The following is a 23,287-nucleotide window of genomic DNA, read 5'->3' on the forward strand; positions in this document are numbered from 1 at the left end:
TAAAACACAGTGCAGCTTTTTAAATGTAGTTATGCTTTATAAAATCTATAATTGACTTACAGGACAGCCATTTTGCCTTGCCCAACGCAGAACCTCGTTCATGCGTTTTTGATAACCTTTTACACCGGAGCTTTGAAGCCAGGCTAAATTATCCAAATCTATTCTAAACGATACGGCTTTTTTTAAAGGTTTCCAATTTTTTAGATGACCTTCCAAAAAATCTTTTTCGGTAAGTTCAGGAATTTCTGTAAAATCTATGTTTTTACGTAATTCTTCAATTCTATTAGTTGTAAAATTGTTTGCACCATTTTTCATAAAGTTTTTCCTCCTCTTTTGTAGAGATACGGGCAGATATAATTCTTATACGTTCCCGCTCCGTATAACTTGAAACACCTAAGTCTACATTCTTTTATTTTCATAAAGAGTATGCTGATTATACTTATTGTAATACCTTTTCACAATTATTAAAAACTATTAAATTTTTAAGCAAACAAAAAAAGCGGTGCAGCTGCAAAAATGCTCCATTTTAAAGAATGGGGTCATTCTTGCATTACCGCACCGCCGACTAACACGAAAGAAGCTTAGGGTTTAAAACCCATAAGCTCCGAAAGGCATTACAGGAATTTGCAGCCTTTATTTCGGTATTCCGAAATTTCCGCGATAATAGCATCGACGTCCATAACCATTTCCATCATGCTTACCTGCTCTTCATAGACCGCAGGGTCTATTTGGCTCTTAATTTCCGGTTCTGCCACGTGATAGCACAAGAGTCCCAACGAGACTCCAGCCAACGGACCTGCAAAAGTCGGGTCGCCTACTGTAACAGTTTCGCAGGCTAAACCTGAAGATTCAGCTTCAGCACCGCCCAAAAGAACAATTACGTTCTCAGGACCGTATTTTTCAGCTAATTCTTTGACTCGCTTTTGGTTTTCCAAGTCCATTGCTCCTGCGCTTGTTCAGACAAAGCATTCGGTTGCAGCATATACAACCTCAGCACCTGCCGATTCTGCACAGAGCTTAATAGCCTCCCCGGGAACGCCGTCTCTGTCACCAATGATGATGACTTTTTTGGTTTTCAAATCAACCATAGCATCCTCCTAGGATAAATTTTTTTAAGGCAGGATAACCTGCCTTACGGTTTATTAAACCGTATCTTTAAAAAGCCGTAAAAAAACTAATCGTCCTTTTTCCGGCTTAAAAGATTAAAACCAAAGTTAGATATATTTTTTTACCATCTCTTCGATTTGACCAATGGTCAAATCACTTCCGGTAACGCTGTCTTTTCGCTCTCCGTCAACATAGATGAGCATTGTAGGAAGACCTAAAACCTGCTCTTTCATGGCAACGCGTCTTGCACCGTCAATATTGAATGAGCAAAACTTTGCCTTTCCGGCATGGCGTTCTGCCATTGCGTGAACATCCGGCATTAATTGTTTACAGGGAACGCATCCGTCCGACCAAAAATCTACAAAGGTTACGCCCTTTGACTGATGAACTTCTTGTTCAAAATTTTCTTTTGTCAATTCAATCATTTTTTTCTCCTATAATAATGCGATGTTTTGTACCTTTGGTACAAAACTCGATAGATAAACAGTGAGGCTGAATTCCTGCCGAACTGTTTATCGTATCTCCTTATTTTTTCATAGCCATCTTGGCTTTGATATCGTCGATATAGTGGCCTGCCCAGATACCGGCAAGAGCACCGTCGGCAGCAGCTGTAACAACCTGACGTGATTCTTTTTGAATAACATCGCCTACGCCGTAAATACCGGGTACGTTTGTTTCCATTTTTCCGTTTGTGAGGATGTAGCCGTTTTCATCAAGGTCTACCAAGCCCTGAATAAAGGCTGTCTGAGGATTGTGTCCGATAAATACGAATACTCCTTCTGTATCGAATTTGGAAGTTTCGCCTGTCTTTGTATCCTTTAAGATAACACTGTCTACAAGGCCGTCTCCGCAAACTTCTTCAACAACGGCATTCCATTTAAAGGCCATTTTGGGGTTGGCAAAAGCCTTTTCCTGAATGGATTTTGCAGCTCTAAGCTCATCCCTTCGGTGAACGATAGTTACCTTGTCGGCAAATTTTGTAAGATACATAGCTTCTTCAACAGCAGAGTCTCCGCCGCCGATAACTACGATTTCGCACTCTTCAAAGAAAGCACCGTCACATGTTGCGCAGTATGAAACACCCTTGCCCCAGTGCTCTTTTTCGCCCTTACAGCCGAGCTCTCTGGCACTTGCACCTGTTGCAACAACAACAGCCAAGCATTCATACTTTACGCCGTCACTTCCGTGAACAATGCGCGTAGGTGAATTGGGAACAAGTTCGATTTTTTCGGCCCTTGCTCTTTTGAATTCAACACCGAATTTTTCGGCATGTTTTTTAAAGGCTTCGGTCAGAGCAGGACCTGAAGATTCGGGGAAACCGGGGTAGTTTTCGATTTCTTCAGTGATATAGCACTGTCCGCCTTGATTGGGCTTTTCTTCAAGAATAACCGTCTTTAATTTTGAACGGGCTGCATAAATTCCTGCGGCCATACCGCCGGGACCGCCTCCAATTATAACCAAATCATATTTTTCTGACATAAAGTCCTCCTAAATATCTCTGGTTAAATATACCAGTTTTTTCTATTTTAATCAAGATATGTATCTAAATTATGGAAGAACTTAGAATGACTGAAATTCCTTTCACTTGAAAAGAGTCGGTAAATCGTATATATTAGCAATAAGATACTAATAATAAGAAAAGGAGAAAGGAAAAATCCACTGACAAAAATGAATAAAAAACTCTTTTTTGTCATTTTAATCATATTTTTTTTCTCAAGTCCTTTTTACGCTCAAAAGGTCAGCAAAAAAAAAGATATTGCCGTATTTGCAACCTCCTATTACGGCAGGCATATCCCAAATAAGTTAATTGATATAATTGATAAAGCGGTCATGAATGTTTTTTTTAACCTTGAGCGTTTTAATATAATAGGCTTAGAATATAGACTGGACTCAAAAGATGTAGACACATTTAACAAAATTATAAAACAATCGAGGGAAACTAATACCGCCCTCCCTGAGGCTGTTTTGATGGGACTGGAAGCCTTTACAAAAGAAGACTGGGAAAAAGCTATCAATTCTTACTATATAATAACACCGGTAATTAAAGATTATTCAATTAAAAAAGGAACATTTTATGATATCTTTTTGGGAGAAATAGACGGATATAATATAAAAGTCAGTTTAGAATTCTATATATATTCTTCAAAAGAAGACCTAAGAGAAAAAATCGATATACAAATAAGCTCTATAGGAAGCTCTTATGAAAAAGCTTGCAATACCGTATATGAATTATTGCCGGATAAACTTGATCCTGAACTTCGCAAAATAGAAGCCTTTACCATAAAAACAGGCATAATCAAAGCCGAAGCCGGCACCGTTCACTTTGAACTCGGGAAAAAAATGGGAGTGAAACTTGGAGACGAATATGTTGTTTTGAGTGAGGACGGAAGAAGAGAAACAGGCTTAATTGTAGTTACTAAAACTGAAAGTGATTTCTCTAAAGGATTAATACTTTATTCAAAAAAGCCCTTAAATTTAGGGGATGCTATTAAGGAGGTACCTCACGGCCCCTTTGAATACAGGGTTTATGCCCTAGGTGAGTTCGGTTTTTCCTTTGCCGAAAGAGGTTTATATGACGGAGGCGGAACCTTCGGCATTAATGTCGCGGGCACAAGAGGCTTTTACCGCTTTAGGCCATGCTTTGGAGCCGAGATGACATTTGACTCTCAAAGCGCTAAAATTCTTTCTACAGGAGCACCGATAACCATATTCGGCGGGGCCGAAATAGGAAATACATATTTTAGGCGTTTACAAATCTTGCCTACAGCGCAATTTTATTATACAATGATTGTAATCGGTTCTAAAGAAAGTTTCCCGATTCCTTTAGGAGCCGGACTTAAGATCTTTGTACACACAAGTTTTCTTGTAACAAAGAATTTTAAAATAGGAGGCGACGTCGGCATAAAAATAGGATCAACCTTTTATAATGGGATAGGAGGAATCCTAAGGTTCACAGCCGGAGCCGGCTTTACAATTAAATTATAACTTTAGGAGAATATAATGAAAAAGATTTTACTTTTTTTGGTTTTAACTGCACCTATTTTCTTTTTTTCATGTGCAAGTCTTGAAGATGCCCCTTATGACGAAAAAAAAGAATATATTGCTATGGGAGAAGATTCTTCTTTTTTACAGGCTATAAATAAGGCAAAAGTGGCAGCGATAAGGCAAGGGGTCATCGATCTCATCGGTTCAGAAGCTGAAAAAAACAATTATGAACAAATTAAAGAAGTGCTTTACAATACGGAATATCCGAATAAGTATGTAGTAAACGAAAAAATGGACGTACTGCAAAAATCGAAAAACGGAGAAATATATATAATTAGAATTAAAATCCCTGTAAAAATGAATGAGGTTTCGGCAACTCTTTTTACAGCAGGTATTTTTTCTCAAAGACCTTCAAGCAATAAAACAATGGATGATATAGTTTTCGGAAACGGACAATCACAAGGAAGTCCTCAAGTTTCACAAAAGCCTAAGGATTCCGGCCTTATTTTAAAAGAAGCCCAAGCTTCTGCCGAAGGCAAAAAAAATCTTCAATTTTTAAATAATTATATCGAAAATATGACCTACATGGTTTTTGATGCTGAAGAATCAAGGGCCGAAAGATTTTTACTTAAAGCCGCAGTAGAAACCGGTAATGCCTTTCTTTTAAAGCAGGGCTATAGAGCTGTAGACTCAAAAGAGGTCGAGAAGCTAAAAAAAGATAATGCCCTCATTTACCAAGAAAGCACCGATGAAGGAATCTCGGCCATTCAGCTGATAGCTCAAAAGCTAAATGCGGATGTATATATTGAAATTGATGCCGTTACAGAGGGCGGCTATGAAACAAGCGGTTATTACGGTTCGGCAAAGATAACCTTAAAAATATTCAATCCGTCTACAGGAGAATTACTGGGAACAGTTCCGTACACAAGCCAAAAAACTTTTAGCCGAGTAAGCAGCTATGATGCCCAGTCGAACGCAATTCAATCCGCAGTAAACAAGGCCCTGCCGATGGCGGTAGACCAAGCGAAGATTCTTTTAGCCAAGGCCTATTCCCGCGGAATACGCTATGAAATTATCATAAACGAAACATCTGACAGCAAGAGCATGGCTCGTTTTAGAAAAGCTTTAAGCGGAAATGTAAACGATATAAAAACCTTATATCAATCCTCAGCACAAACAAAATATGCCGTTTCATTTTTTGGAACCCTTGATGACCTTGAAGCTGTCATCTATGATACGGCAGATTCAGTTGCGGGTTTTGAAAATATAAAATTGGTAATGCTAAGGGGTAAAACCTTAACATTTAAATCGGGCTTTTAAATTGGACGCAGCTTACGCCTAATTTTAAAAATATATTTGCATTATTTTAGGAGGCAAGATATGAAAAAAGCAATTAAGATTATGTTCCTTGCAGCAGTTGCAGTTATAGCCTTAGCAGGCTGTGCAAACAAATTAAAACCGCTTGGAACCGTATCGAGCAAGGTTAAAAAACCGGAAATGCTCGACCACAAAAACCTTAAATGGGATAAACCTGTCCCCGGCTGGGTCGCAGAAGAACCCAATACCATCGAAAAAACAGATGACTATAAGGGCAAGGATGTTTATCTTTTTAAGTTTGAGTCGCCCAGATCAAAGAGCTTGGAGGGAGCCGAGCTATGGACAAGAGATTTTTCGGTCCCTTCCGAAATGGCCAGAATGGTTAAGGTAAGAGTAGAAAGCAAGGCAGCAGCAGCCGCTGCAGGAGACAAGGACAAGGTTGAAGGCTATCTTGAAGATATAGTCAAAACGATTACCTCTACAAAACTTTCCGGCTTTAAAAAAGAAACCGATTATTGGGTTCAGATGAGATACTTCGATGCCGATGGAAATCCTACAGGCGATGACTATACATACATAGTCTTATACAGCATCTCCAAAAAAACCTTGGATAAACTCGTCCAAAACGCCATCAGCGGAGCAGATGAATATAAGCCCAAGACCGAAGAAGAGAAAACGGTACGTCAAAGAGTAAAGGAAGCTCTTTCAGAAGGCCTATAAATCTTTTTAACCTACGGAAGAAAGAACTTTATTAAAAGCGATAAAATTTTCTTTCTTCCGTTTACCGCTTAAAAATCATCTATAATAAAAAACAAAGACTATGCAGAAAAAAAAACAACTATTAAAAAAATTAGTTTTACTGATTTTAACTTTAACATTATTCTCATGTACAAGCTATAAAAATAAACCTGAGGAAGAGCTGCCTGCTTGGATAGAAAATGTGCCCGCCGGCGATGCAGATTACGAATACTTTACAGCCTCAGGAACAAATAAAAATTTTACCCTCGCAGAGGCGGATGCAAAAAATAATCTTATAAACGAAATCATACGGTATTTAGGCGTATCAATAAAAACCGAAACGACAACAACCGCTTTAGGCTCCGCCGAAAACATTGAAAAAATATTAAAATCTGAAATCTCGCAGTCTTCGGCTGCTAATATAAAAAAATTAAAAATCAAAAACCGCTATAGCCAAAAAAACCAAAACGGCCTTACAGTCTATCTTTTGGCCGAATACGATAAAAATGAGCTCCGCAAAGAAAGAAACCGCTTATTAAAAATTGCAGAAGAAAAAATTTTATCGGTAAGTGAACCCCAAAAAAAGGCAGACGATTTTTTTGAAAGTAAAAAATATTATTCTGCTGCCCTTTATTACACTAAGGCGGCCTCTGCTGCATTGAGCTCCGGAATAGAAAACGGGGATATAAAATTTAGACAAAATATTTCAAACGCAAAAGAAAGTTTAAAAAAAATTAACATTAATCTGCAAAAAGACAGGCTTAAAGATTCTTTAAACGAAATTTTAATGCCCATAAACATTGGAATATCTGAAGAAAATGTCCCCTTACTAATAAGCTACAAAACAAAAATAAAGAATAATACCTCCATAATAATTGAAGGCATTGAAACGGATCAAAACGGAACTGCAAATTTTATTTTACATGATGAAAAAATTGAACCCAAAGCCCTCATAAGAATAGAGCTGGATATTTCCGAAATAAACCAAATGCTCGGCTCTAAAGATTTTGATGAATATCAAAAAGCCGTTAAGGAGCTTCAGCAAATTGTTTTTAAACAGGTGATACATTTTGAATTTAAAAAAAATGAAAATAAAATAAAAAACGAAAAGAAACAAAAAGGAAGTGTTTCACTTTTTATAGAACAAGATAATCTTAAAAGCTTAAATATTGAAGAAAAAATTTCGGATATTTTAAAAGATATGAATTTTAAAACCATATCCGCAAAAAATGAAAACCCGTCCGCAGATTTTTTTATTTATGTAAGGATAGAAACCGATGAAGTCTCAGAAACTGCCGATGGACTTTTGGTGAAGCTTAATGCAAATATAGAAATAAAAAATTCAAACACACAAGAAATTCTTTATAAAAAAAATATAAGCAAAAGGGGCGCCGGTTTTACCGAAAAAGAAGCTCATAGATCGGCTTCAATTGCTATGGCAAAAGCAATAGCTTCAGCCTTTAGAGAAATCGCCGGCGAATAATATAGTAGCTGACAAAGTTCCATATTTATTGTATACTTATATTCATAAACATGTTTTTTAAGGAGAAATAATTGGCAAATCCTGTTTGGCTTTTTATGGGGCCTGAAATCGGTGAAAGAAATGCAGCTGTTGATACGGTAGTAAAAACTCTTTCAAAACAATACGGAGATATTGAAACGCATACTGTCTATGCAGGAGATACGGGCATGGGAGATATAATTTCTCTCTTACAAAATGCATCTCTTTTTTCTTCTGCAAAACTCCTTATATTAAAATCGGCAGAGCTTATCAAAAAGAAAGAAGACATCGATTTGATTACAGATTGGATTCAATCCGTTTCAAAAAAAGATAAGGCAAGCGATTCTTTTTTAATTTTAATTTCCGATGAAACATCAGTTGCAAAAAAAATAAGCGATACTGTTTCTAAAACTCAGCAAAAAATATTTTGGGAACTTTTTGAAAACAAAAAACAAGAATGGGTGCGTTCATTTCTTTTTAGAGAAGGCATTGAAATTGAGGATGAAGCAGTTGATGAGCTTTTGGAATTAGTAGAAAACAATACCGATGCTTTAAAAACAGCCTGTTCTCATTTAGTGCTCTATTTTCAAAAAGGCTCACATATCGCTCAAGAGAATATCGAAAAACTTTTTGCCCATAATAAAGAAGAAACACCTTTTTCACTATTTAATGCTTTAACTTTGGGCGAACTGGAAACAGCCCTATCTATAAATCAAAAAATAATCCTTTCTAAAAACTCATCTCCTGTTCAGACAATTGCAGGTTTAACTTATTGCTTTAGGCGATTACAAGACTGGCATAAAATACATAGAGAAAACGAATACTTGGATGACTTTAGCTTAAAGCGTTTCGGTTTTTCGGGAAAAACCGCATTAGCACAATACAAAAGAGCTGCAAAGATGTGGAATGAGATTCAGTGTGTAAAAATAATAGCTCTATTGTCTGAAACGGATTTGGAGCTACGATCCTTAGGCACAAGTCTTCAAAACATAGTTATGGATATGTGCTTATACGAAATAGTTTGCAAATCCGGAAATAAAATCGAAAAATATAATATAGAATAATTTAAGACATAATTTATGTCAATTTATACAAATTATCCTCAAGTAAATTATAAAAACAGGCACTATGAAACTCTGAAGAAAATTCCTCAGTCTTAAAAATCTGTCTAGCCTTTTGCATTATTAAAGGAACTTCTGCCTGCGAAAGAGGTAAATTTCTTCCTAAAAGCAGATTATCAAACTCTTTGTTTCGTATCAATTTATCCGAAGCAAAAAAAAGCCTCATATCGGATAATACATTTTTTTGAACAAGAAGCAAAAAGAGAAAAGAAGCCGAATCTCTTCCAATAGATCCCACGGAACCTAATCTCATATAAAAACCTTTTGTCCATGTTTCATTTGGAATTCTGATGCGTGTGATAACAAACTGACGCTCTCTTTTTTCTGCATATATTTTATCTATATATTTTGCAAAAGGAACCCATTCGATATCATCTGCTGTTCTGATTTCAAGTTTTGCATCAAGAGCCAGCATCGGCAAAAAAGTTCCGGAAAGAGGATCTGCACTTGCAATATTCCCCCCTATTGTTGCAAGAGAGCGTATAGCATTGTTAGCTATCTTTTCTATAGAAAGGTATAAAGAAGGAGGAATGTTTTTCTTGCCCAAATCCAATATTTCATTTAATGTAACGGCTCCTCCGAATTCGAAATAGCGCTCCGTTTTTGAAATAACTTTTAACTCCGGTAAGCAAGTCAAATCCAAAACATGTTCCGGTAAATCCACTATTTCATCGGTTTGCTTATTTAGAAAAGCCGTAGCTCCTGCAATCGGTTTTATATTGGAAATATTTTTTAAAATAGCCTGCATATCCTGAATATTCCGGGCCTTATAAACAATCGTGTTTTTTGTTAATTCATTCATAAGTTTTATTTTCTCCTCTGATTTTTTCCTATTTTTTCAATAGCCGAAAATAAATCTTCAAAACTTGTACATCGGCACATAGTGCTGGAATAAAATTTTCTTATTCTCTCTTCGGCATCGGCTTCTTCAATATCTATATTGGAATTTAAAATTGCGTATGTAAAAAACACTTTCCCCGCATCGCAAAAACCGCACATTTCGACACCGGCTTGATCAAAGCCCGCAGCAATATCTTTATAATCATCAGTCGTTTTAAAATATTCTAAAGTAATTATATTTTTGCCTTCTGCTTTAAAAACAGGAATAAAGCATGCCGGCACAGGTTTATCATTCATTAAAACGGTACATGCCCCGCATTGACCGCTTAAGCACGAGCTTTTTAGGCTTAAAAGATTAAATTCCCGTCTTAAAACCGACAAAAGTCTTTCGTTTGCAGGAGCTTCAATTTGAACCGATGTTTTATTTAAATTAAAATTAATCTTCATTTACATCCTCGCTTTCTGTAACGGCATTAAAAATATCTTCAGTAAAAACAGGTAAAAAATCTATCCGCTTATGATTGAGCATAATTTGATTTAAGGCAGAAATATAAGCTGCAGGAACAAGACTTTCAGCAAGCTCTCCCAACCCGCGGGTTTTTAATTCACTTTCCAAGATAAAAACTCTTATCGGAGGAATTTCTCCGGTCGTAATTATTTTATAATTGGAAGGAAGTAACGAATTTTCTTTTATTTTTTCAATAGAAATATTTGAAACGGCAGTTGCAATAGTTTTATGGATATTTCTATGTACCATTTTTTTTGAATATATTTTTCCCGGATCACATGAAAACCAAATACCTCTAACATTAACTTGATAGGTACTCGGATCAAGCTCGAGCTCAACCACACAGGCTCCCGGAGTTGCCGAAATAAAAGGAGTACCGGTTAAGGTTTCGTTATTCCAGTCCTTAGAACCTGAAAGTTTATAAGTTCTGTTTACGGTAATAGGAAGAGGCTTTCTAAAGCGCTGATTTTTTATACCGGTACAGCACTTTGCAATCAAGGCAGGTAATATAGAAATACCGCAAGAGGCAGTCGCCGCCCCTGTAGGGCTCATTTCATCCGTTGTTGTTCCGGAGAAAATAATTTGAGACTCTTCAACTTCCAATTCTTTTGCAATTTGTTTTTTTAAAATACGCTTCAATCCCTCGGATGTGGGTTCGGCTTTTACAATTACTTTACCGTCTTTAGTTAAAGTGATTTCAGCCGTATAATTCATTCCCGATTTTACAAGAATATGAGAACCGTTATACTGACAGCCTAAGGCAATACCGATTCCGCGCCAATTTCCGTCATAGCGGTTTGTACGCCCCTTATTCATAAGCCGATAAGCATAAAATTTTCTATAAAAATCACTTGTATTGCAAACGGCTTTTAATATATTTTCAAAAACAAAATCTTCTTCTTTTTTTATTCCTGTAATAGTTTTTTGACCAAGCTTTAAATTATTTTGAAGTCTAAACTGAATCGGACATAGATCAAGCTGTTCTACAATTTCATTTATATGTTTTTCCAAGGCAGAGCTTACATAAGAATCACCCCAGCCTGAAAATAAACCGGTTAAACCTCTTTCCGTTTTTGTTGCTACGGCACTAATCATATAAACCGGCAGATTATATATACCGGCAGCAGTGATAACCATCTGCTTAAGCATTTGATTTATAAAGGGATTAAAAGAACCGGAATCGACAATTATAGAAATATCCATCGCTGCAATTTTCCCTGAATCGGAGACAGCCGTTTTATGCTGTATCAAAACAATGGGAGACTTTACCGTATATAAAAAATCTTCTTGACGCGAAAATTCCATAACTATATTCTTTTTTGTTAAAAATGCGGCTATGGAAACTTGAGCAGCAAGTAAAGAAGGAAACCAAATTCTTCCATCAAGAGATTCGGCTTCTGCATGTGAAACTACATTTATCTTTTCTTTCGGCACATTTAAAACATTACAAACGGAAGTTAAAACCTGATAGGGCCACTGAGTCGCAAGATGAACTTCAAGTCTGTCACCAAGCCAGTTTGTTTTAACGCAGGCTGTTTCGGCATGGTAGTGATACCGTTGCTTAAAAGAAAAAGTAGAATAAACAACTCTTAAATTCTTTTCAAAAACTTCTTCCGTATTCCCTGAACTTAAACTTTCTCTAGAGACTATAGGATAGTCAAAATAATTTTTTTCTTCCTCCTCAAAAGTAAATTGAGCCTTAGGACGGGAATATCCTTGAGTTTTTATTTTAAAAAGAGACGAAAGCTCTAAGAGCTTTTTTTTATCGGGTCCCGTTAAAATACCTACAGCTTGGCCTGCATATTCTATTTTTTCATCGGCAAAAACAGGTATTTCGGTTTTTAAAAAATCTATAGAATTTTTACCGCGAATATCTTTTGCAGAAAAAAAAGGAAAACCGTCGGGAAGTTCGGGAACTTCTATTTCGATTATTTTTGCATTAGTATCCGGCGAGCGGATAAGACGAGCCCATTCTTGATTTTCAAATTCCAGATCGGAAACAAAAGTTTTATCCATAATCATCAACGCCTATTTAATTTAGCAAGATTAATTACCGTTTCTACTACATAATCAATATCTTCATCAACCATAGAAGGATAGAAAGGCAAACTTAAACTTTGCAAATATTTTTTATTCGATTCCGGAAAATCGGAACTATTTAAACCGTATTTTTCTTTTATATAAGACATTTCAAAATGAGGTATAAAATGCATCGAAATACCCAAGCCTTTATCCTGCAAAGCAGAAACAAACTCATCTCTGCCTATTTTTAACGCTTCAAGGTTCAGCCTTAAAATATAAAGATGCCAAGCATTTCCTTCTCCATCGGGAGGAAGGATAAAAGAATCCTTGCCTGCAAATGCAGCATTATATTTTTCGGCAATTTTTTTCCTCTGCTCAAAAAAAGTTTTAGCCTTTTTAAGCTGCACCCTTCCTATTGCAGAAAGAATATCAGGAAGATTACACTTCCAACCCTCAGCCGTAACATCGTACTTCCATGAGGCCTTTGTGTCGGTGTACCTGTCCCAGATTGTGCGGTTTATCCCGTGAGAACGCATAAGTTTTATACGCTCTGCAATTTTTTCATCATCTGTACATACCATTCCGCCCTCGCCTGTCGTAATCGTCTTTGTCGCGTAAAAAGGAAAAACGCCGCAGGTGCCGAGAGTTCCGGCATAACCTTCTTCCGTTTTTGAAGGAAAGGCATGAGCGGCATCTTCTATAACGGCAACGGAATATTTTTTTGCAAGGTCATTTATCGCCTTCATATTACAAACATTGCCCGCAATATGAATCGGAACAATAGCCTTTATGTTTTTATCTTTTTTTAATATAGTTTCGATTTTTTCTGGGTCTATACTGTAGGAATCTTTTTCAATATCGGCATAAACTACATCACCGCCTAAGTGCATAGCAGAGGTTGCCGTAGAAATAAAGGTGTAGGGACTTGTCAAGATTTTGGTTCCGCTCTTTATACCGCATGCATCCATTGCAAGCATAAGCCCGCTTGAAGCCGAATTAACGGCAAGAGCATATTTACTGCCGGTTAACTCTGCAAATTCCTTTTCAAACTCAAGGGTTTCTTTTCCCGTAGTAAGCCAACCGGAATGTAAAATTCTTACCAAGGCTTTTTCTTCCTCTTCAGAAAAGGAAGGAGTAAAAAAAGGAATTATTTTTTGAGTGTTTTGCATTATATTCCAGTCCTTCTGCTTTTTAAATATAAACGGTTTAGTATACTAAAATTTTAAGAATTATGCAATCATTATCAAATTCTAAAAATTTAAACTTCGGCAGGCAGGTAAAATTTAATCCTTGTACAAAAACCTAAACTCTGATATAATCCGCCTATGATAGATAAACCTATAACAGATCCCGTCTTAATCGAAAAATTTAAAACCATGCACGAAGACGGAATGACGGTCTTTATGCTCGGCGAAGGCCAAATACGCGGAGCTTTTTTTCACGGAACCCGTTTTGTAAATAAGATGAGGGTGCAGCACAATTTAGGTATTTTAGAAAGCCTAGCCCTCGGCCACGCCTCCCTTTGCGGGGCACTCTTAATTCCGACAATGAAGGGAAGAGACAGAATCATATTTAGATGCGATACCCAAGGCCCCCTTGTAGGTTTTAGTGTCGAAGCCTTCAGCGAAGGCTTTGTAAGGGGCTATCTTTTGGAAGACCCCATAAGGCCGGACAGGCCCTTAGAAACATGGGACCTAAAACCTCTTTTCGGAGAAGGGAAAATCTCGGTTATCCGCTTCCCTGAAGGTGCCAGAGAACCCTTAACCGGAATCGTCGAAATAAAACACAAAAACATAGCCCTTGACCTATCCGAATATTTTTTACAATCCGAGCAGACGGTAACGGGCTTTAATACAGGCATCCAATTTGACAAGGAAGGAAGAATTATCGGGGCGGGCGGAATGTATATTCAACTAATGCCGGGAGCCGAAGAAGCCTTGATAGAAAAGGCTGAAAGAGCCTTTGCAGCCTGCCCCTCGATAGGCCAATGGTTTGCAGAAGGCGGAGACAGGGAGGATGTTATCTTCGGACTTTTCCGTGACTGTAACCCTCAAGTTTTAATCGAAAGAAAGATAGACTTTTATTGTCCCTGCTCGAAAGAAAATTTCCGCAATAAACTTTTTACCCTGCCCGAAAAAGAAATCGCAGACATGTACGAAAACGGCCCTGAGGAAATAGAGCTTTATTGCCATAACTGCGGTTCAATCTATAAATATCCCAAAAGCATCTTAAAGGAAAAAATCAATGTACATTAAAAAACCTATGGAAATAGAAAACAAGAGCATGGATATAATTGAAGAGAGCATGAAGGATGTTGCTTTTACGGAAGAAGAAAAAATTATAGCCAAGAGGATGATTCACACTACGGGTGATGTCGAGTACCGAAAGATAATCGTCTTTCAAAATAACTTTATAGAATCGGCTAAAAGGGCTCTTCAAAAAAGGCATAACTATTTTTACAGATACCAAGATGGTGCTGACAGGCATCAACAAACCCGCCCTTTCAAAAACCGAAAATAAACTTTTATGCCTCATCGATGACGAGAGGGTTTTTAAGATGTCCAAGGAAGGCGGAATTACGCGATCTTCGGCAGCCGTAGACCTTGCAGTCCAAGAAGGAGCCAAAGCCTTTGTCATAGGCAATGCCCCGACGGCTCTTTTTAGGCTCTTGGAGCTTTGCGAAGAAAAAAAAGTTTCCCCCGAATTTATTATCGGAGTTCCCGTCGGCTTTGTAGGAGCCGCCGAATCAAAAGAAGCCCTGCGTTCAAGCCACTTTCCCCAAATCTCTACCGTAGACACCAAGGGCGGAAGCAATGTTGCTGCCTCCATTATAAACGCCCTGCTTTATATGATGGTAGAAAGAGAGTAAAAAAAAATTAAAAAGGGCTTGACAGTATAGTATAGTATAGTATAGTATATATCCATAAGCACTTCGCAGAGTTTTTTAAGACAGGCGGAGTTTATCTTAAAGGCTTTAAAGAATAATATTTCAGTGCTTATAAGGAGATATTAATGAAAAATAAAAAATTTTTTGTAGCAGTACTGCTTTTGGCAGCAACAGCTTTATTGTTTTCCTCTTGTGCTTTTAAAATGAATACCGAACAACAAACGTATTATGAAAATTTTATAACAAGTCTTAAAGTTTCTACTACGCTTATGGATATGCCTGCAGGTGGTGTAAAGACATTTCTTACTGCTACCAATGTAGGAGCTGAGAAATTAGGTTTTAAAATTGAGGATAAAGAGTCCGATAAACCTATTACAAAGGGAACCAGCGAAGAAGCCTTAAAAAAACGCTTTGTAGCCAAGAAAAAGTAATAAGTCTAGCCGCAAAGCCGGGCTTTTTTAGTTGTCCCCATCGGAATACTCCGCCCCTCCGATGGGGATTTTTATTTTTTTCTACATTACCCTTCCCTTTTCAATGTAAACAATTTTATCGGCGGCGTTCACGGTGGATTTGCGGTGGCTTACGATTAAAACGCCTTTGTCTTTTTTTTCTTGGTATATCGAATTTAAAATGAGGGCCTCGTTTAAACTGTCCAAGTTTCCGGTCGGTTCGTCGAGTAACAAAAGCGGAGCCTTGTGCAAAAAGGCTCGGGCAAGACCGAGACGCTGTTTTTCACCGCTCGAAAGATTTCCTCCAAGCTCTGTCATCTTCGTATCATAGCCTTCGGGAAGACTCATAATAAAATCGTGGATTGCGGCTTTTTTTGCGGCTTCGATAACATCCTCTTTTGAAGCATTTCTGTTTGCAAGGAGAATATTTTCATAAATAGATTTTTTAAAAATATAGGTCTGCTGGGTAATATAAGAAACAGCCTCCCGTAAACTTGCCGTGTTTATCTTTTTAATATCAATACCGTTCATCTTTACCTCACCCGACAGAGGATCGAAAAAGCGCATGATTAGGCGGAGCAATGTACTCTTACCGCTTCCGCTTTTGCCGCAAAGACCTACTATCTCATCTTTTTTAACGGAGATACTTACATCCTTTAAAACTTCCATATCGTCATATCTAAAGTTGATGTTATCGGCTTCGGCTTTTTCAAAGCTTAGGTTTTCGCCGTCTGTAACTTCATCGAGTTCCGGTTTTTCTTCAAGCAGGGAAAAAACTCTTTCTGCTGAAGCAAATGTTTGCTGCAAGTTTACTGCCAAACCTGAAACCGCTATTATCGGGCCGTAGCCTGAAAGAAGCATCAGGTTGGAAATTAAAAAAGAGGCAAAGTCGATTTTTCCGTTTACCAAGAGGAAGGCAGAAATGCCCAGCATTAAAAAATTGCAAAGAGTAAGAGCCGCTTCCGTAATTGCAAATGTTTTACCCTCAAAGTTTTTTAAGAGCTTAAAGGTTCCGCTTATGGCCTCGCCTCTTTTTTCAATATTATCTTTTCTTTCTTTTATCTTATCGAAAAAGATAATCTCCTTTATTCCGAGGAGGGAATCCAAAAAGAAAGAATTAAGGGAGCTCATTTTTTTTCGATATTCTACACCGGCCCCGTCATCCATCTTAGCAAAAAGGAGGGGAAGGAAGAAGCCGATAACTATATAGATAAGGGCAACCGTAAGGCTCAAAACAATGTGTATTTTAGCAAAGATAATTAAGGCAAAAATAAAGTAGAGAACGGCAGAAGCTGCGGGGGCTATTGTGTGGGCATAAAAAACTTCGAGCAATTCTATGTCGGCGGTTATAATAGACAAAAGACTGCCTGAATCCTTTTTTTGTAATTTTACAAAGGCCAGTCTTCTCATAGCCGTAAAAATTTTATCCCGTATCAAGGCCAAAAGGGTGAAGGCTATGTAATGCCCCGAAAGCTGTTCGCCGTATCTAAAGATACCTCGGCTTACGGCACAGATGATAAGGCCTATGATTACAAAATCCAAGGAAACAGAAACATTAAAAATCTTTAGGCCTAAAAGAGAAACAATGCCGACTCCGCCCAAAACAGGGATGGCCGCCGCAATGATAAAACCCAAAACCCGTAAGATGACAGTTATAGTCATAACGCCGCTAAGAGGTTTTACAAATACTATCAATTTTTTTATAAGTTCGCTTTTTTTCATTTTACATCCATCCGTATTTTCTCAAGATCTTTTTGCTGTAAATACATCCTTGCATAGATGCCGTTTTTTTCAATGAGGCTTGAATGAGTTCCTTCTTCTTTTATTTCGCCCTTTTCAAATACATAGATATGGTCTGCGTTTTCAATATTCGCAAGCCTGTGTGAAATAAAGATAATTATTTTGGTTTTGCTTAATTCATAAAGAGTGCTTAAAATAAGCTCTTCACTTTCGACATCGATATTGCTTACAGCCTCATCAAAAATATAAATGTCTGTATCATGGAGGAGAGCCCGCGCAAGAGCAAACCGCTGAACCTGTCCGCCCGACAAATTCTTTCCGCCCGATTCAATATAAAAATCCAAACCCGAATTACCGTCTCCCGAAGAGTTTCTGTTTAAAATAAACTCGTCTAAGAGAACCTTTTTTAATACGCTCATCAATTCTTCATCGCTTGCAGCAGGCTTTGCTATTAAAAGGTTTTCTCTAACCGAAGCGCCGAACAAAAAGCTTTCGGTAGAAACAAGGTTCATATACTTAGCTCTAAATTCGTCGGGGAGTTTTTTTGCTTCTATGCCCGATAAGAGAATTTCGCCGGAATAGTTTTTTTGTAAGCCCATAAGTAAGGCAGCCGCAGTGGATTTGCCCGAACCGCTTTCTCCTGCGATGCCGTAAAAGCCCGGTTTTAAAAATTCAAGAGAGATATTTTTTAGAGCCTGCTTTGATTCGTTATAATTAAAGTTTAAATTTTTTACTTCGAGCGAAGGCAAATTGCCCTGTAGAGAATCAGGCTGACTGCCGGGCTGAGACCCTTTAATTTTTTTTGCTGTTTCTTCAAGTTCGGCTTCGCTTAAAATTGAAGCCGAATCGCTTTTTACATCCATCAATTCAAAGAGGCGGTTAGCTGCGGTTATGCCGTTCATCGCTATATGAAAGAACGAGCCCAGTGCACGCAGAGGTAAAAAGAATTCGGCACAGAGCAAAATAAAAAGAAGAGCGCCTTCTATCGAAAGATTTCCGGCTCTTAACTGATAAAGACTGACGATTGTTCCGAGGGCAGTCCCGCCGTAGGCAACGGTATCCATCACAAAGATAGAATTAAGCTGCATGGTTAAAACCCTCATCGTTACCCGTCTAAAATTTTCCGCCTCGGCATTTAGTTCCCTATGCTGAGCCTCATCGTCGGCATAGGCCTTCAATGTGATAAGGCCGCGGAGGTTATCCAAAAAGGAATCTCCGAGCCCGGTATAAACATCAAGGTATCTTTTTAAAATACGCTTTGCAACCGTTTGAATAGCTGCAATCGAAAGAGGTATTAAGGGCACGCAGACAAAAAGCACAAGGGCGGCAAAAAAGTTTATCGGTGCAAGAATTATAAAAAGAGTTACCGGAGCCGCCATACTGAAAAAAAACTGAGGCAGATAGGCCCCAAAATAAGAATCGAGCTGCTCGATTCCGTCAGTGCCTATTTGAGTAACCTCAGCCATGCTTATATATTGAGAATAATTAAGCTTTAGCGAAATAAATTTATCGTAGAGCATCGAGCGCAAAGTTCTTTTAACCTCGGTTCCTGCCCTATACGAAAAGTAAGAGCGTTTACGGACGGCAACAACTCTTATTATCAAGGCAGCCGAAGCTGCGGATAACAACAAAAAAACCGTTTTTTTATCAAGTAAAGAATTATATAGGCCGAAAATAAAGCGCACAGTTACAAAGGTAATAGCCGTATTGCACAATAGAGAAATCCATGAAGAAAGAGCCGAAAGCAATATCCATTTTTTACTTTTCGGCACCGACCTTGTCAGGCGTTTATGAATCATAACTAACCTCTAAGAAAATATACCCGTATTTTATAGGAAAGAAATAAAAATAGCAATAGGCTAACTTTTAGAGTAAATTAATCAATCATAAAAAATCCTCTCACTGAAATTTCTCATATCAGAGTAATTACATATTAACAATTACCTTAAAGCTGATTTTATAAAGTCTCTATTTCTTGAACACTTAAACCGGTAGCTTTTGCAATACTCTCAATAGGAAAATTCATTGTAAGCAAGTTTTTTGCTATTTCAAGCTTTGTTTGGTATGAGCCGTCAGAAAAGCCTTGCTGTATACCAATCCTTAGACTTTCTTCTCTCTGCACTGCGATGTCTGTATCATAATCATATTCGGCTACTAACATATTGATTACCTCCCGTGATTTTCGTTGTAAGTATTCTTTTAAGATTCCTTTTTCTATACACATTTTTACCGCATTGGTAAATCCGTTTTCAGGGTTGAGTTGTATTTGGTTTCTAACCTCTTCAACAAATAGACTGTATTCTTCAAGTGGTTTGCAGACTGTTAGAATTTTGTTTGCCTTATCTGTATTGATGTTTAAAACCTGCACACTCAGTTCCAGCGGGGCGTGTTCAGGCTTTGTTATAAATGCATCAGATAATTTTAGAGCTGTAGTTTCAGGGTAGTCTTCCTTGCCGTTATAAAAAACATAAAATTCAGGTGTAGGTATTTTAGACAGCTTTTTTAAATACCTGTCTGTAGGTGCTTGCAGTTTTTCATAGAGCCTTGCTATGTATTCTAAAAAGCGTAGAGGCATATTCTCGTTTATTGTAGACTGGTGTTCAGCCAACACGATTATTTTACCATCTACAAGGCAGGAAACATCGTTGATTATGTTCATGTACATGACATTATCGAGCCTTATATTTTCTACAGGACAAGACATCGGTAGATTTGTACCGTGCAGAGCATTATATAAAGATAAAAAATTCTCTTTTGCCTTTTCGTCTTCACTAAAAAGGTCGACAAAAACGGAGTCCTTGTATTTTCTATTTGAAGTACTCATAACTGTTTCCTCACTTGATTGTATTATAGCACAGGTTAGTCGTTTTTAAAAGCAGTATATACCGAATTTAGCCGTAAAGCATTGAGCTTGCACTCAATTCAGTTAAAAGTGCAAAAATTTTTCAATCTTGCACCTAAAATAAGTGCTTGTAATCTTTAAAAAAAAGAAGTAAAATGCAATTCTTATGGTAAAAATAAATTCTCTCAAGTTTAAATACCCGAATTCAAAAAAAGAAGTCTTAAAAAATATAAATTTGGAAGTAAAACAAGGCGATTATATTTCGATTGTGGGAGAAAACGGCTGCGGAAAAAGCACCCTCCTAAAGCTGATCTTAAAATTGCTAAAAATACAAAAAGGTGAAATTATTATCGATGCAAAAAGAATAGGCTATCTTCCGCAAAAAAAAGAAAACCTAAACGATTTCCCGATTACGCTTTTTGAACTTTTAAATTCCTATAGAAAAATATTAAAGATACGGGAAAGCGATTGTGCTCTAAAAGCCCTGGAAAGAGTGAATTTAACCGAATACAAAAACAGCCTTGTAGGAGAGCTTTCGGGAGGTCAGCTTCAAAAACTTTACATAGCCCGTGCCCTTATCGGAGATCCCGACCTTTTAATCTTAGATGAACCTTCTACCGGAATAGATGTTCAGGGACAAAAAGAAATCTATTCTTTTGTAAAAGATTTAAACGTTAAAAAGGGGCTGACCGTCATTTCGGTTGACCATAATTTAGATGCCGCTATTTTTAATTCTACCAAAATATTTCACATAAAAAACGGAGAAGGCCATTTGTGTAATCCCAAACAATATACTTCGGAATTTTTTAATCCGAGCTTTGTTCAATTTAAACCAAAGGGGGAAAAATAAAATGCTTCAATATGGATTTATGCAAAATGCCTTTATCGTTTCTTTTTTTATAGGAATCCTTTGTCCTTCAATCGGCTTATTTTTAGTGCTCAGAAGATACTCCCTCATAGGAGACACCCTTTCCCACAGCTCCCTTGCAGGCGTTACCCTTGCCCTCGCTTCAGGAATAAACCCCATCCTTGGAGCCTTTATTTTTACGACAGCAGCAGGAGCCCTGATAGAAGCCCTACGGAATACTTTTAAAGAATACCAAGATTTAATCCTTTCAATAGTTTTGTCCTTGAGTGTCGGAATCGCTATTACCCTCATAAGCTCGGGAACCGTTAGAGCAAATGCCGAAACCTATTTATTCGGAAGCGTCTTAACCGTTTCTTCTTCGGATTTAATTACCGTGATTGCCTTAAGTATTTTATCCTTGGTTACTCTCGGCCTCATGTATCACAAGATGGTCTACATAGCCCTCGATGAAGATATTGCAAAAATAATAGGAGTTAAGGTTAGGCTTATCAATTACTTGTTTTCAGGCCTAACAGCAGCAACGATAGCCGTTTCATTAAAAATAGTAGGAATGTTGGTTTTAAGCTCGATGATAGCCCTCCCCGTCGCAACAGCCCTTCAATTAAAAATGAGCTTTAAAAAGACATTGATTTTTTCTATTTTGATAAGCGTTGCAGACATAATGCTCGGCTTGGTCTTATCCTATCACCTAAATGTCGCCCCCGGCGGCTTTACAGCCCTCGTGTCGGTCATCGTATTAATAATAACGATAGGGATAAATTCCTTTTTAAAACAGAATAAACTATCTGCATAATAAAAGTAGAAAATAAATAACAGGCAAGCAACAAGTTGCGGAAAAAAGCAATTTAGTATATAATTTATAGTTATGGAGGTAGATTATGTCTGATGCTCTTATACAAGTTGAAAATCAAGTTCTTTCTTTTTCTTTAGCAGAACAGATTCGACTTCTTACCTTTATTGCAAATAATGTTAATAAACAAACTTCTATCTTGGCAGAAGGAGAAGCCTTAAAAAAAATTAGAGAATCAAGTCTGGAAACCGTTTGGGAGAGTATAAAGAATGACTCGTGGTGATGTTTATATGCTTGATTTCGGCATTCCGGCCGGGAGTGAACCAGGGATGAGGCGACCGGTAATAATAATACAGTCCGATAAAAAGAATTTGAATAGTTTAAATACAAAAATAGTTGTCCCTCTTACATCTAATACTGTCAATGCCGAATTAAAAGGTAATGTTTTCATTCCCAAAAATGAATCACAACTTCCAAAAAATTCTGTTGCACTTGTTCATCAAATTATAGTGGTAGATAAATCCCGACTTGAAGAAAAAGTTGGAAAAGTATCCAAGCACATACTTTTACAGATTGAACAAGAAATCGATTATGTGCTAAAAGAATAAATCTATAAAAACAGCTTACTAACCTTATTTAAAATTTTCTATACGGGGAACGCACAGGCTTAGAGGCATCTCGGATAGTCCAGTCCTCAAGAGCTTCGCCGGAAAGACGCGGCATAAAGCGTTTTTCCTTTACGGTCTTCATCGAAGACCCGGCACCTACAGATTCATTCCACCAATCGTATAAGTGAACATTTGTCTTTACGCCCAAAAAGTTGTGAGTTTTTTCGAGAGAAACAAAGCCGATTGGGTCATATTCATAAAACTTTAATTTCGAATCAGCCGTATTCGGATGTATTTCATAGGGAAGCCATTTTTGCGGAATATAATTGTTTCCAATTATTTTTTTATACTCACTCGGCATTCCGTAGGTGTAAAGAAGCTTAGTATGGGTATCAAGTGCACACATTAAGTTATTGAGAGCATTTTCAAAAAGGCCGCCTTTAGCCGCATAAGCGGTAAATTTAAAGAAAATAAAACGTTCAAGGATTTTAGCTTCTGAAGGCTCATCATAAATAGGCAAATCAAAGGGGTGAACTCCTTCTACCTTGAAATAAACTACATCGCTTATCTTATTTGTTATGCCTAAAAACACGGAAGACCCCGGCACCTCGGTTTCTCGATATTGATAAGTTTTCCCTTCTTTCCCCCAGCCTTCATGAGGAGAACAAGACTCCCATTTAAAATCGGAGGTAAAAATGATTTCAACTGCCGGAGCCGACCCCTTTGAGGGCGAAGTAATTTTTGCCATGTGGATGAGGCAATCACCCAGCCTTGCTTTTTCGTAAATGCAGTCGGGATTTTCAGGATTAGCTTTTATACTATGGTCCTCTAAGTCCCCGGCTATTAGAGGATTCATAAAACAAAAGAGAAACAAAAATAAATTGAAAAACTTTAAAACGAATTTTTTCATAAGAGTATCTTAACTAAAAAAGCCGGAGACTCACGAGGAGGCTTCGGCTTAAGT

Annotated in this window: 23 protein-coding genes and 1 pseudogene; 12 read left to right on the top strand and 12 right to left on the bottom strand. The window is 37.5% G+C overall.

Annotated features, from left to right (window positions below; genetic code table 11):
* Positions 1-45 precede the first annotated feature (45 nt).
* From E4N78_RS11310 to trxB, 4 genes are all read right to left on the bottom strand, one after another.
* Positions 46-315: a BrnA antitoxin family protein gene (locus E4N78_RS11310; protein ID WP_255810639.1), complete on the bottom strand. Its 270-nt coding sequence runs from the start codon at positions 313-315 to the stop codon at positions 46-48.
* A gap of 299 nt (positions 316-614) precedes the next feature.
* Positions 615-1,088, bottom strand: coding sequence for a glycine/sarcosine/betaine reductase complex selenoprotein A (gene grdA / locus E4N78_RS11315; RefSeq protein WP_255810640.1), 474 nt, complete (start codon positions 1,086-1,088; stop codon positions 615-617).
* Positions 1,089-1,214: 126 nt separating this feature from the next.
* Positions 1,215-1,532, bottom strand: a complete 318-nt coding sequence (gene trxA, locus E4N78_RS11320; RefSeq protein ID WP_255810641.1) for a thioredoxin TrxA — start codon at positions 1,530-1,532, stop codon at positions 1,215-1,217.
* Between the two features lie 100 nt (positions 1,533-1,632).
* Positions 1,633-2,586 (bottom strand): thioredoxin-disulfide reductase, encoded by a 954-nt coding sequence (trxB, locus tag E4N78_RS11325; RefSeq protein WP_002669979.1) that lies wholly within the window; start codon positions 2,584-2,586, stop codon positions 1,633-1,635.
* 189 nt (positions 2,587-2,775) lie between these two features.
* Between trxB and E4N78_RS11330 the strand changes: the two genes are divergently transcribed.
* From E4N78_RS11330 to holA, 5 genes are all read left to right on the top strand, one after another.
* The gene (locus E4N78_RS11330) at positions 2,776-4,092 is read left to right on the top strand and encodes a hypothetical protein (RefSeq protein WP_370644940.1); all 1,317 of its coding nucleotides are present in this window, start codon (positions 2,776-2,778) and stop codon (positions 4,090-4,092) included.
* Between the two features lie 15 nt (positions 4,093-4,107).
* The gene (locus E4N78_RS11335) at positions 4,108-5,412 is read left to right on the top strand and encodes a hypothetical protein (RefSeq protein ID WP_255810643.1); all 1,305 of its coding nucleotides are present in this window, start codon (positions 4,108-4,110) and stop codon (positions 5,410-5,412) included.
* A 60-nt stretch (positions 5,413-5,472) separates the two neighbouring features.
* Positions 5,473-6,129, top strand: coding sequence for a hypothetical protein (locus E4N78_RS11340; protein ID WP_255810644.1), 657 nt, complete (start codon positions 5,473-5,475; stop codon positions 6,127-6,129).
* Between the two features lie 100 nt (positions 6,130-6,229).
* Positions 6,230-7,630, top strand: coding sequence for an LPP20 family lipoprotein (locus tag E4N78_RS11345; protein ID WP_255810645.1), 1,401 nt, complete (start codon positions 6,230-6,232; stop codon positions 7,628-7,630).
* Positions 7,631-7,701: 71 nt separating this feature from the next.
* Positions 7,702-8,712, top strand: coding sequence for a DNA polymerase III subunit delta (gene holA / locus E4N78_RS11350; protein WP_255810646.1), 1,011 nt, complete (start codon positions 7,702-7,704; stop codon positions 8,710-8,712).
* Between the two features lie 13 nt (positions 8,713-8,725).
* On the opposite strand, the gene E4N78_RS11355 is transcribed toward holA, so the two are convergent.
* The 4 genes from E4N78_RS11355 to E4N78_RS11370 are packed head-to-tail and all read right to left on the bottom strand — an operon-like array spanning position 8,726 to position 13,308.
* Positions 8,726-9,571 carry an FAD binding domain-containing protein gene (locus E4N78_RS11355; RefSeq protein ID WP_255810647.1) on the bottom strand — a complete coding sequence of 282 codons (846 nt, stop codon included), beginning with the start codon at positions 9,569-9,571 and terminating at the stop codon, positions 8,726-8,728.
* A gap of 5 nt (positions 9,572-9,576) precedes the next feature.
* Entirely contained in the window at positions 9,577-10,056 is a 480-nt protein-coding gene (locus tag E4N78_RS11360) for a (2Fe-2S)-binding protein (RefSeq protein ID WP_255810648.1), read from the bottom strand.
* Positions 10,046-12,133, bottom strand: coding sequence for a xanthine dehydrogenase family protein molybdopterin-binding subunit (locus E4N78_RS11365; protein WP_255810649.1), 2,088 nt, complete (start codon positions 12,131-12,133; stop codon positions 10,046-10,048). Before E4N78_RS11365 ends, E4N78_RS11360 begins: the two co-directional genes overlap by 11 nt.
* 5 nt (positions 12,134-12,138) lie before the next feature.
* Positions 12,139-13,308 carry a DegT/DnrJ/EryC1/StrS family aminotransferase gene (locus E4N78_RS11370; protein ID WP_255810650.1) on the bottom strand — a complete coding sequence of 390 codons (1,170 nt, stop codon included), beginning with the start codon at positions 13,306-13,308 and terminating at the stop codon, positions 12,139-12,141.
* Between the two features lie 156 nt (positions 13,309-13,464).
* Between E4N78_RS11370 and E4N78_RS11375 the strand changes: the two genes are divergently transcribed.
* The 3 genes and pseudogenes from E4N78_RS11375 to E4N78_RS11390 all read left to right on the top strand — a co-directional run bounded on the left by E4N78_RS11375 (position 13,465) and on the right by E4N78_RS11390 (position 15,457).
* Positions 13,465-14,394, top strand: coding sequence for an Hsp33 family molecular chaperone HslO (locus E4N78_RS11375; protein ID WP_255810651.1), 930 nt, complete (start codon positions 13,465-13,467; stop codon positions 14,392-14,394).
* Positions 14,384-15,008: pseudogene (locus tag E4N78_RS13880) on the top strand (precorrin-8X methylmutase). The gene E4N78_RS11375 and the pseudogene E4N78_RS13880 overlap by 11 nt, the downstream one beginning before the upstream one ends.
* A 143-nt stretch (positions 15,009-15,151) precedes the next feature.
* The gene (locus tag E4N78_RS11390) at positions 15,152-15,457 is read left to right on the top strand and encodes a hypothetical protein (protein WP_255810654.1); all 306 of its coding nucleotides are present in this window, start codon (positions 15,152-15,154) and stop codon (positions 15,455-15,457) included.
* An 81-nt stretch (positions 15,458-15,538) separates the two neighbouring features.
* Here the strand turns inward: E4N78_RS11390 and E4N78_RS11395 are convergent, their stop codons facing one another.
* From E4N78_RS11395 to E4N78_RS11405, 3 genes are all read right to left on the bottom strand, one after another.
* Positions 15,539-17,197, bottom strand: a complete 1,659-nt coding sequence (locus E4N78_RS11395) for an ABC transporter ATP-binding protein (protein ID WP_255810655.1) — start codon at positions 17,195-17,197, stop codon at positions 15,539-15,541.
* Entirely contained in the window at positions 17,194-19,014 is a 1,821-nt protein-coding gene (locus tag E4N78_RS11400; protein WP_255810656.1) for an ABC transporter ATP-binding protein/permease, read from the bottom strand. Before E4N78_RS11400 ends, E4N78_RS11395 begins: the two co-directional genes overlap by 4 nt.
* Before the next feature lie 158 nt (positions 19,015-19,172).
* On the bottom strand, positions 19,173-20,039 hold the full coding sequence (locus E4N78_RS11405) for an Rpn family recombination-promoting nuclease/putative transposase (protein WP_255810657.1): 867 nt from the start codon (positions 20,037-20,039) through the stop codon (positions 19,173-19,175).
* 184 nt (positions 20,040-20,223) lie between these two features.
* On the opposite strand from E4N78_RS11405, the gene E4N78_RS11410 reads away from it, so the two are divergent.
* The 4 genes from E4N78_RS11410 to E4N78_RS11425 all read left to right on the top strand — a co-directional run bounded on the left by E4N78_RS11410 (position 20,224) and on the right by E4N78_RS11425 (position 22,323).
* Positions 20,224-20,907, top strand: coding sequence for a metal ABC transporter ATP-binding protein (locus E4N78_RS11410; RefSeq protein WP_255810658.1), 684 nt, complete (start codon positions 20,224-20,226; stop codon positions 20,905-20,907).
* Position 20,908: 1 nt separating this feature from the next.
* Entirely contained in the window at positions 20,909-21,718 is an 810-nt protein-coding gene (locus E4N78_RS11415) for a metal ABC transporter permease (RefSeq protein WP_255810659.1), read from the top strand.
* Positions 21,719-21,803: 85 nt separating this feature from the next.
* Positions 21,804-21,998 (top strand): hypothetical protein, encoded by a 195-nt coding sequence (locus tag E4N78_RS11420; RefSeq protein WP_255810660.1) that lies wholly within the window; start codon positions 21,804-21,806, stop codon positions 21,996-21,998.
* The gene (locus E4N78_RS11425; RefSeq protein WP_002673725.1) at positions 21,985-22,323 is read left to right on the top strand and encodes a type II toxin-antitoxin system PemK/MazF family toxin; all 339 of its coding nucleotides are present in this window, start codon (positions 21,985-21,987) and stop codon (positions 22,321-22,323) included. The genes E4N78_RS11420 and E4N78_RS11425 overlap by 14 nt, the downstream gene beginning before the upstream one ends.
* 28 nt (positions 22,324-22,351) lie before the next feature.
* On the opposite strand, the gene E4N78_RS11430 is transcribed toward E4N78_RS11425, so the two are convergent.
* A complete protein-coding gene (locus tag E4N78_RS11430; RefSeq protein ID WP_255810661.1) occupies positions 22,352-23,233 on the bottom strand; it encodes a hypothetical protein in 882 nt (293 codons plus the stop codon).
* Positions 23,234-23,287: the final 54 nt, after the last annotated feature.

The sequence above is a fragment of the Treponema denticola genome (assembly GCF_024400535.1).
In the GTDB taxonomy this organism is placed as follows: Bacteria; Spirochaetota; Spirochaetia; order Treponematales; family Treponemataceae; genus Treponema_B; species Treponema_B denticola_C.

What these genes read in the sequence shown, in the direction of transcription:
- E4N78_RS11400 (WP_255810656.1), bottom strand. Translation starts at nt 19,014, where the DNA reads ATGATTCATAAACGCCTGACAAGGTCGGTGCCGAAAAGTAAAAAATGG.
- trxA (WP_255810641.1), bottom strand. Translation starts at nt 1,532, where the DNA reads ATGATTGAATTGACAAAAGAAAATTTTGAACAAGAAGTTCATCAGTCA.
- E4N78_RS11330 (WP_370644940.1), top strand. Translation starts at nt 2,776, where the DNA reads ATGAATAAAAAACTCTTTTTTGTCATTTTAATCATATTTTTTTTCTCA.
- E4N78_RS11345 (WP_255810645.1), top strand. Translation starts at nt 6,230, where the DNA reads ATGCAGAAAAAAAAACAACTATTAAAAAAATTAGTTTTACTGATTTTA.
- E4N78_RS11370 (WP_255810650.1), bottom strand. Translation starts at nt 13,308, where the DNA reads ATGCAAAACACTCAAAAAATAATTCCTTTTTTTACTCCTTCCTTTTCT.
- E4N78_RS11375 (WP_255810651.1), top strand. Translation starts at nt 13,465, where the DNA reads ATGATAGATAAACCTATAACAGATCCCGTCTTAATCGAAAAATTTAAA.
- E4N78_RS11420 (WP_255810660.1), top strand. Translation starts at nt 21,804, where the DNA reads ATGTCTGATGCTCTTATACAAGTTGAAAATCAAGTTCTTTCTTTTTCT.
- E4N78_RS11430 (WP_255810661.1), bottom strand. Translation starts at nt 23,233, where the DNA reads ATGAAAAAATTCGTTTTAAAGTTTTTCAATTTATTTTTGTTTCTCTTT.
- E4N78_RS11405 (WP_255810657.1), bottom strand. Translation starts at nt 20,039, where the DNA reads ATGAGTACTTCAAATAGAAAATACAAGGACTCCGTTTTTGTCGACCTT.
- E4N78_RS11390 (WP_255810654.1), top strand. Translation starts at nt 15,152, where the DNA reads ATGAAAAATAAAAAATTTTTTGTAGCAGTACTGCTTTTGGCAGCAACA.
- E4N78_RS11355 (WP_255810647.1), bottom strand. Translation starts at nt 9,571, where the DNA reads ATGAATGAATTAACAAAAAACACGATTGTTTATAAGGCCCGGAATATT.
- E4N78_RS11415 (WP_255810659.1), top strand. Translation starts at nt 20,909, where the DNA reads ATGCTTCAATATGGATTTATGCAAAATGCCTTTATCGTTTCTTTTTTT.
- E4N78_RS11360 (WP_255810648.1), bottom strand. Translation starts at nt 10,056, where the DNA reads ATGAAGATTAATTTTAATTTAAATAAAACATCGGTTCAAATTGAAGCT.
- E4N78_RS11335 (WP_255810643.1), top strand. Translation starts at nt 4,108, where the DNA reads ATGAAAAAGATTTTACTTTTTTTGGTTTTAACTGCACCTATTTTCTTT.
- E4N78_RS11310 (WP_255810639.1), bottom strand. Translation starts at nt 315, where the DNA reads ATGAAAAATGGTGCAAACAATTTTACAACTAATAGAATTGAAGAATTA.
- trxB (WP_002669979.1), bottom strand. Translation starts at nt 2,586, where the DNA reads ATGTCAGAAAAATATGATTTGGTTATAATTGGAGGCGGTCCCGGCGGT.
- E4N78_RS11410 (WP_255810658.1), top strand. Translation starts at nt 20,224, where the DNA reads ATGGTAAAAATAAATTCTCTCAAGTTTAAATACCCGAATTCAAAAAAA.
- E4N78_RS11395 (WP_255810655.1), bottom strand. Translation starts at nt 17,197, where the DNA reads ATGAAAAAAAGCGAACTTATAAAAAAATTGATAGTATTTGTAAAACCT.
- E4N78_RS11425 (WP_002673725.1), top strand. Translation starts at nt 21,985, where the DNA reads ATGACTCGTGGTGATGTTTATATGCTTGATTTCGGCATTCCGGCCGGG.
- E4N78_RS11340 (WP_255810644.1), top strand. Translation starts at nt 5,473, where the DNA reads ATGAAAAAAGCAATTAAGATTATGTTCCTTGCAGCAGTTGCAGTTATA.
- E4N78_RS11365 (WP_255810649.1), bottom strand. Translation starts at nt 12,133, where the DNA reads ATGGATAAAACTTTTGTTTCCGATCTGGAATTTGAAAATCAAGAATGG.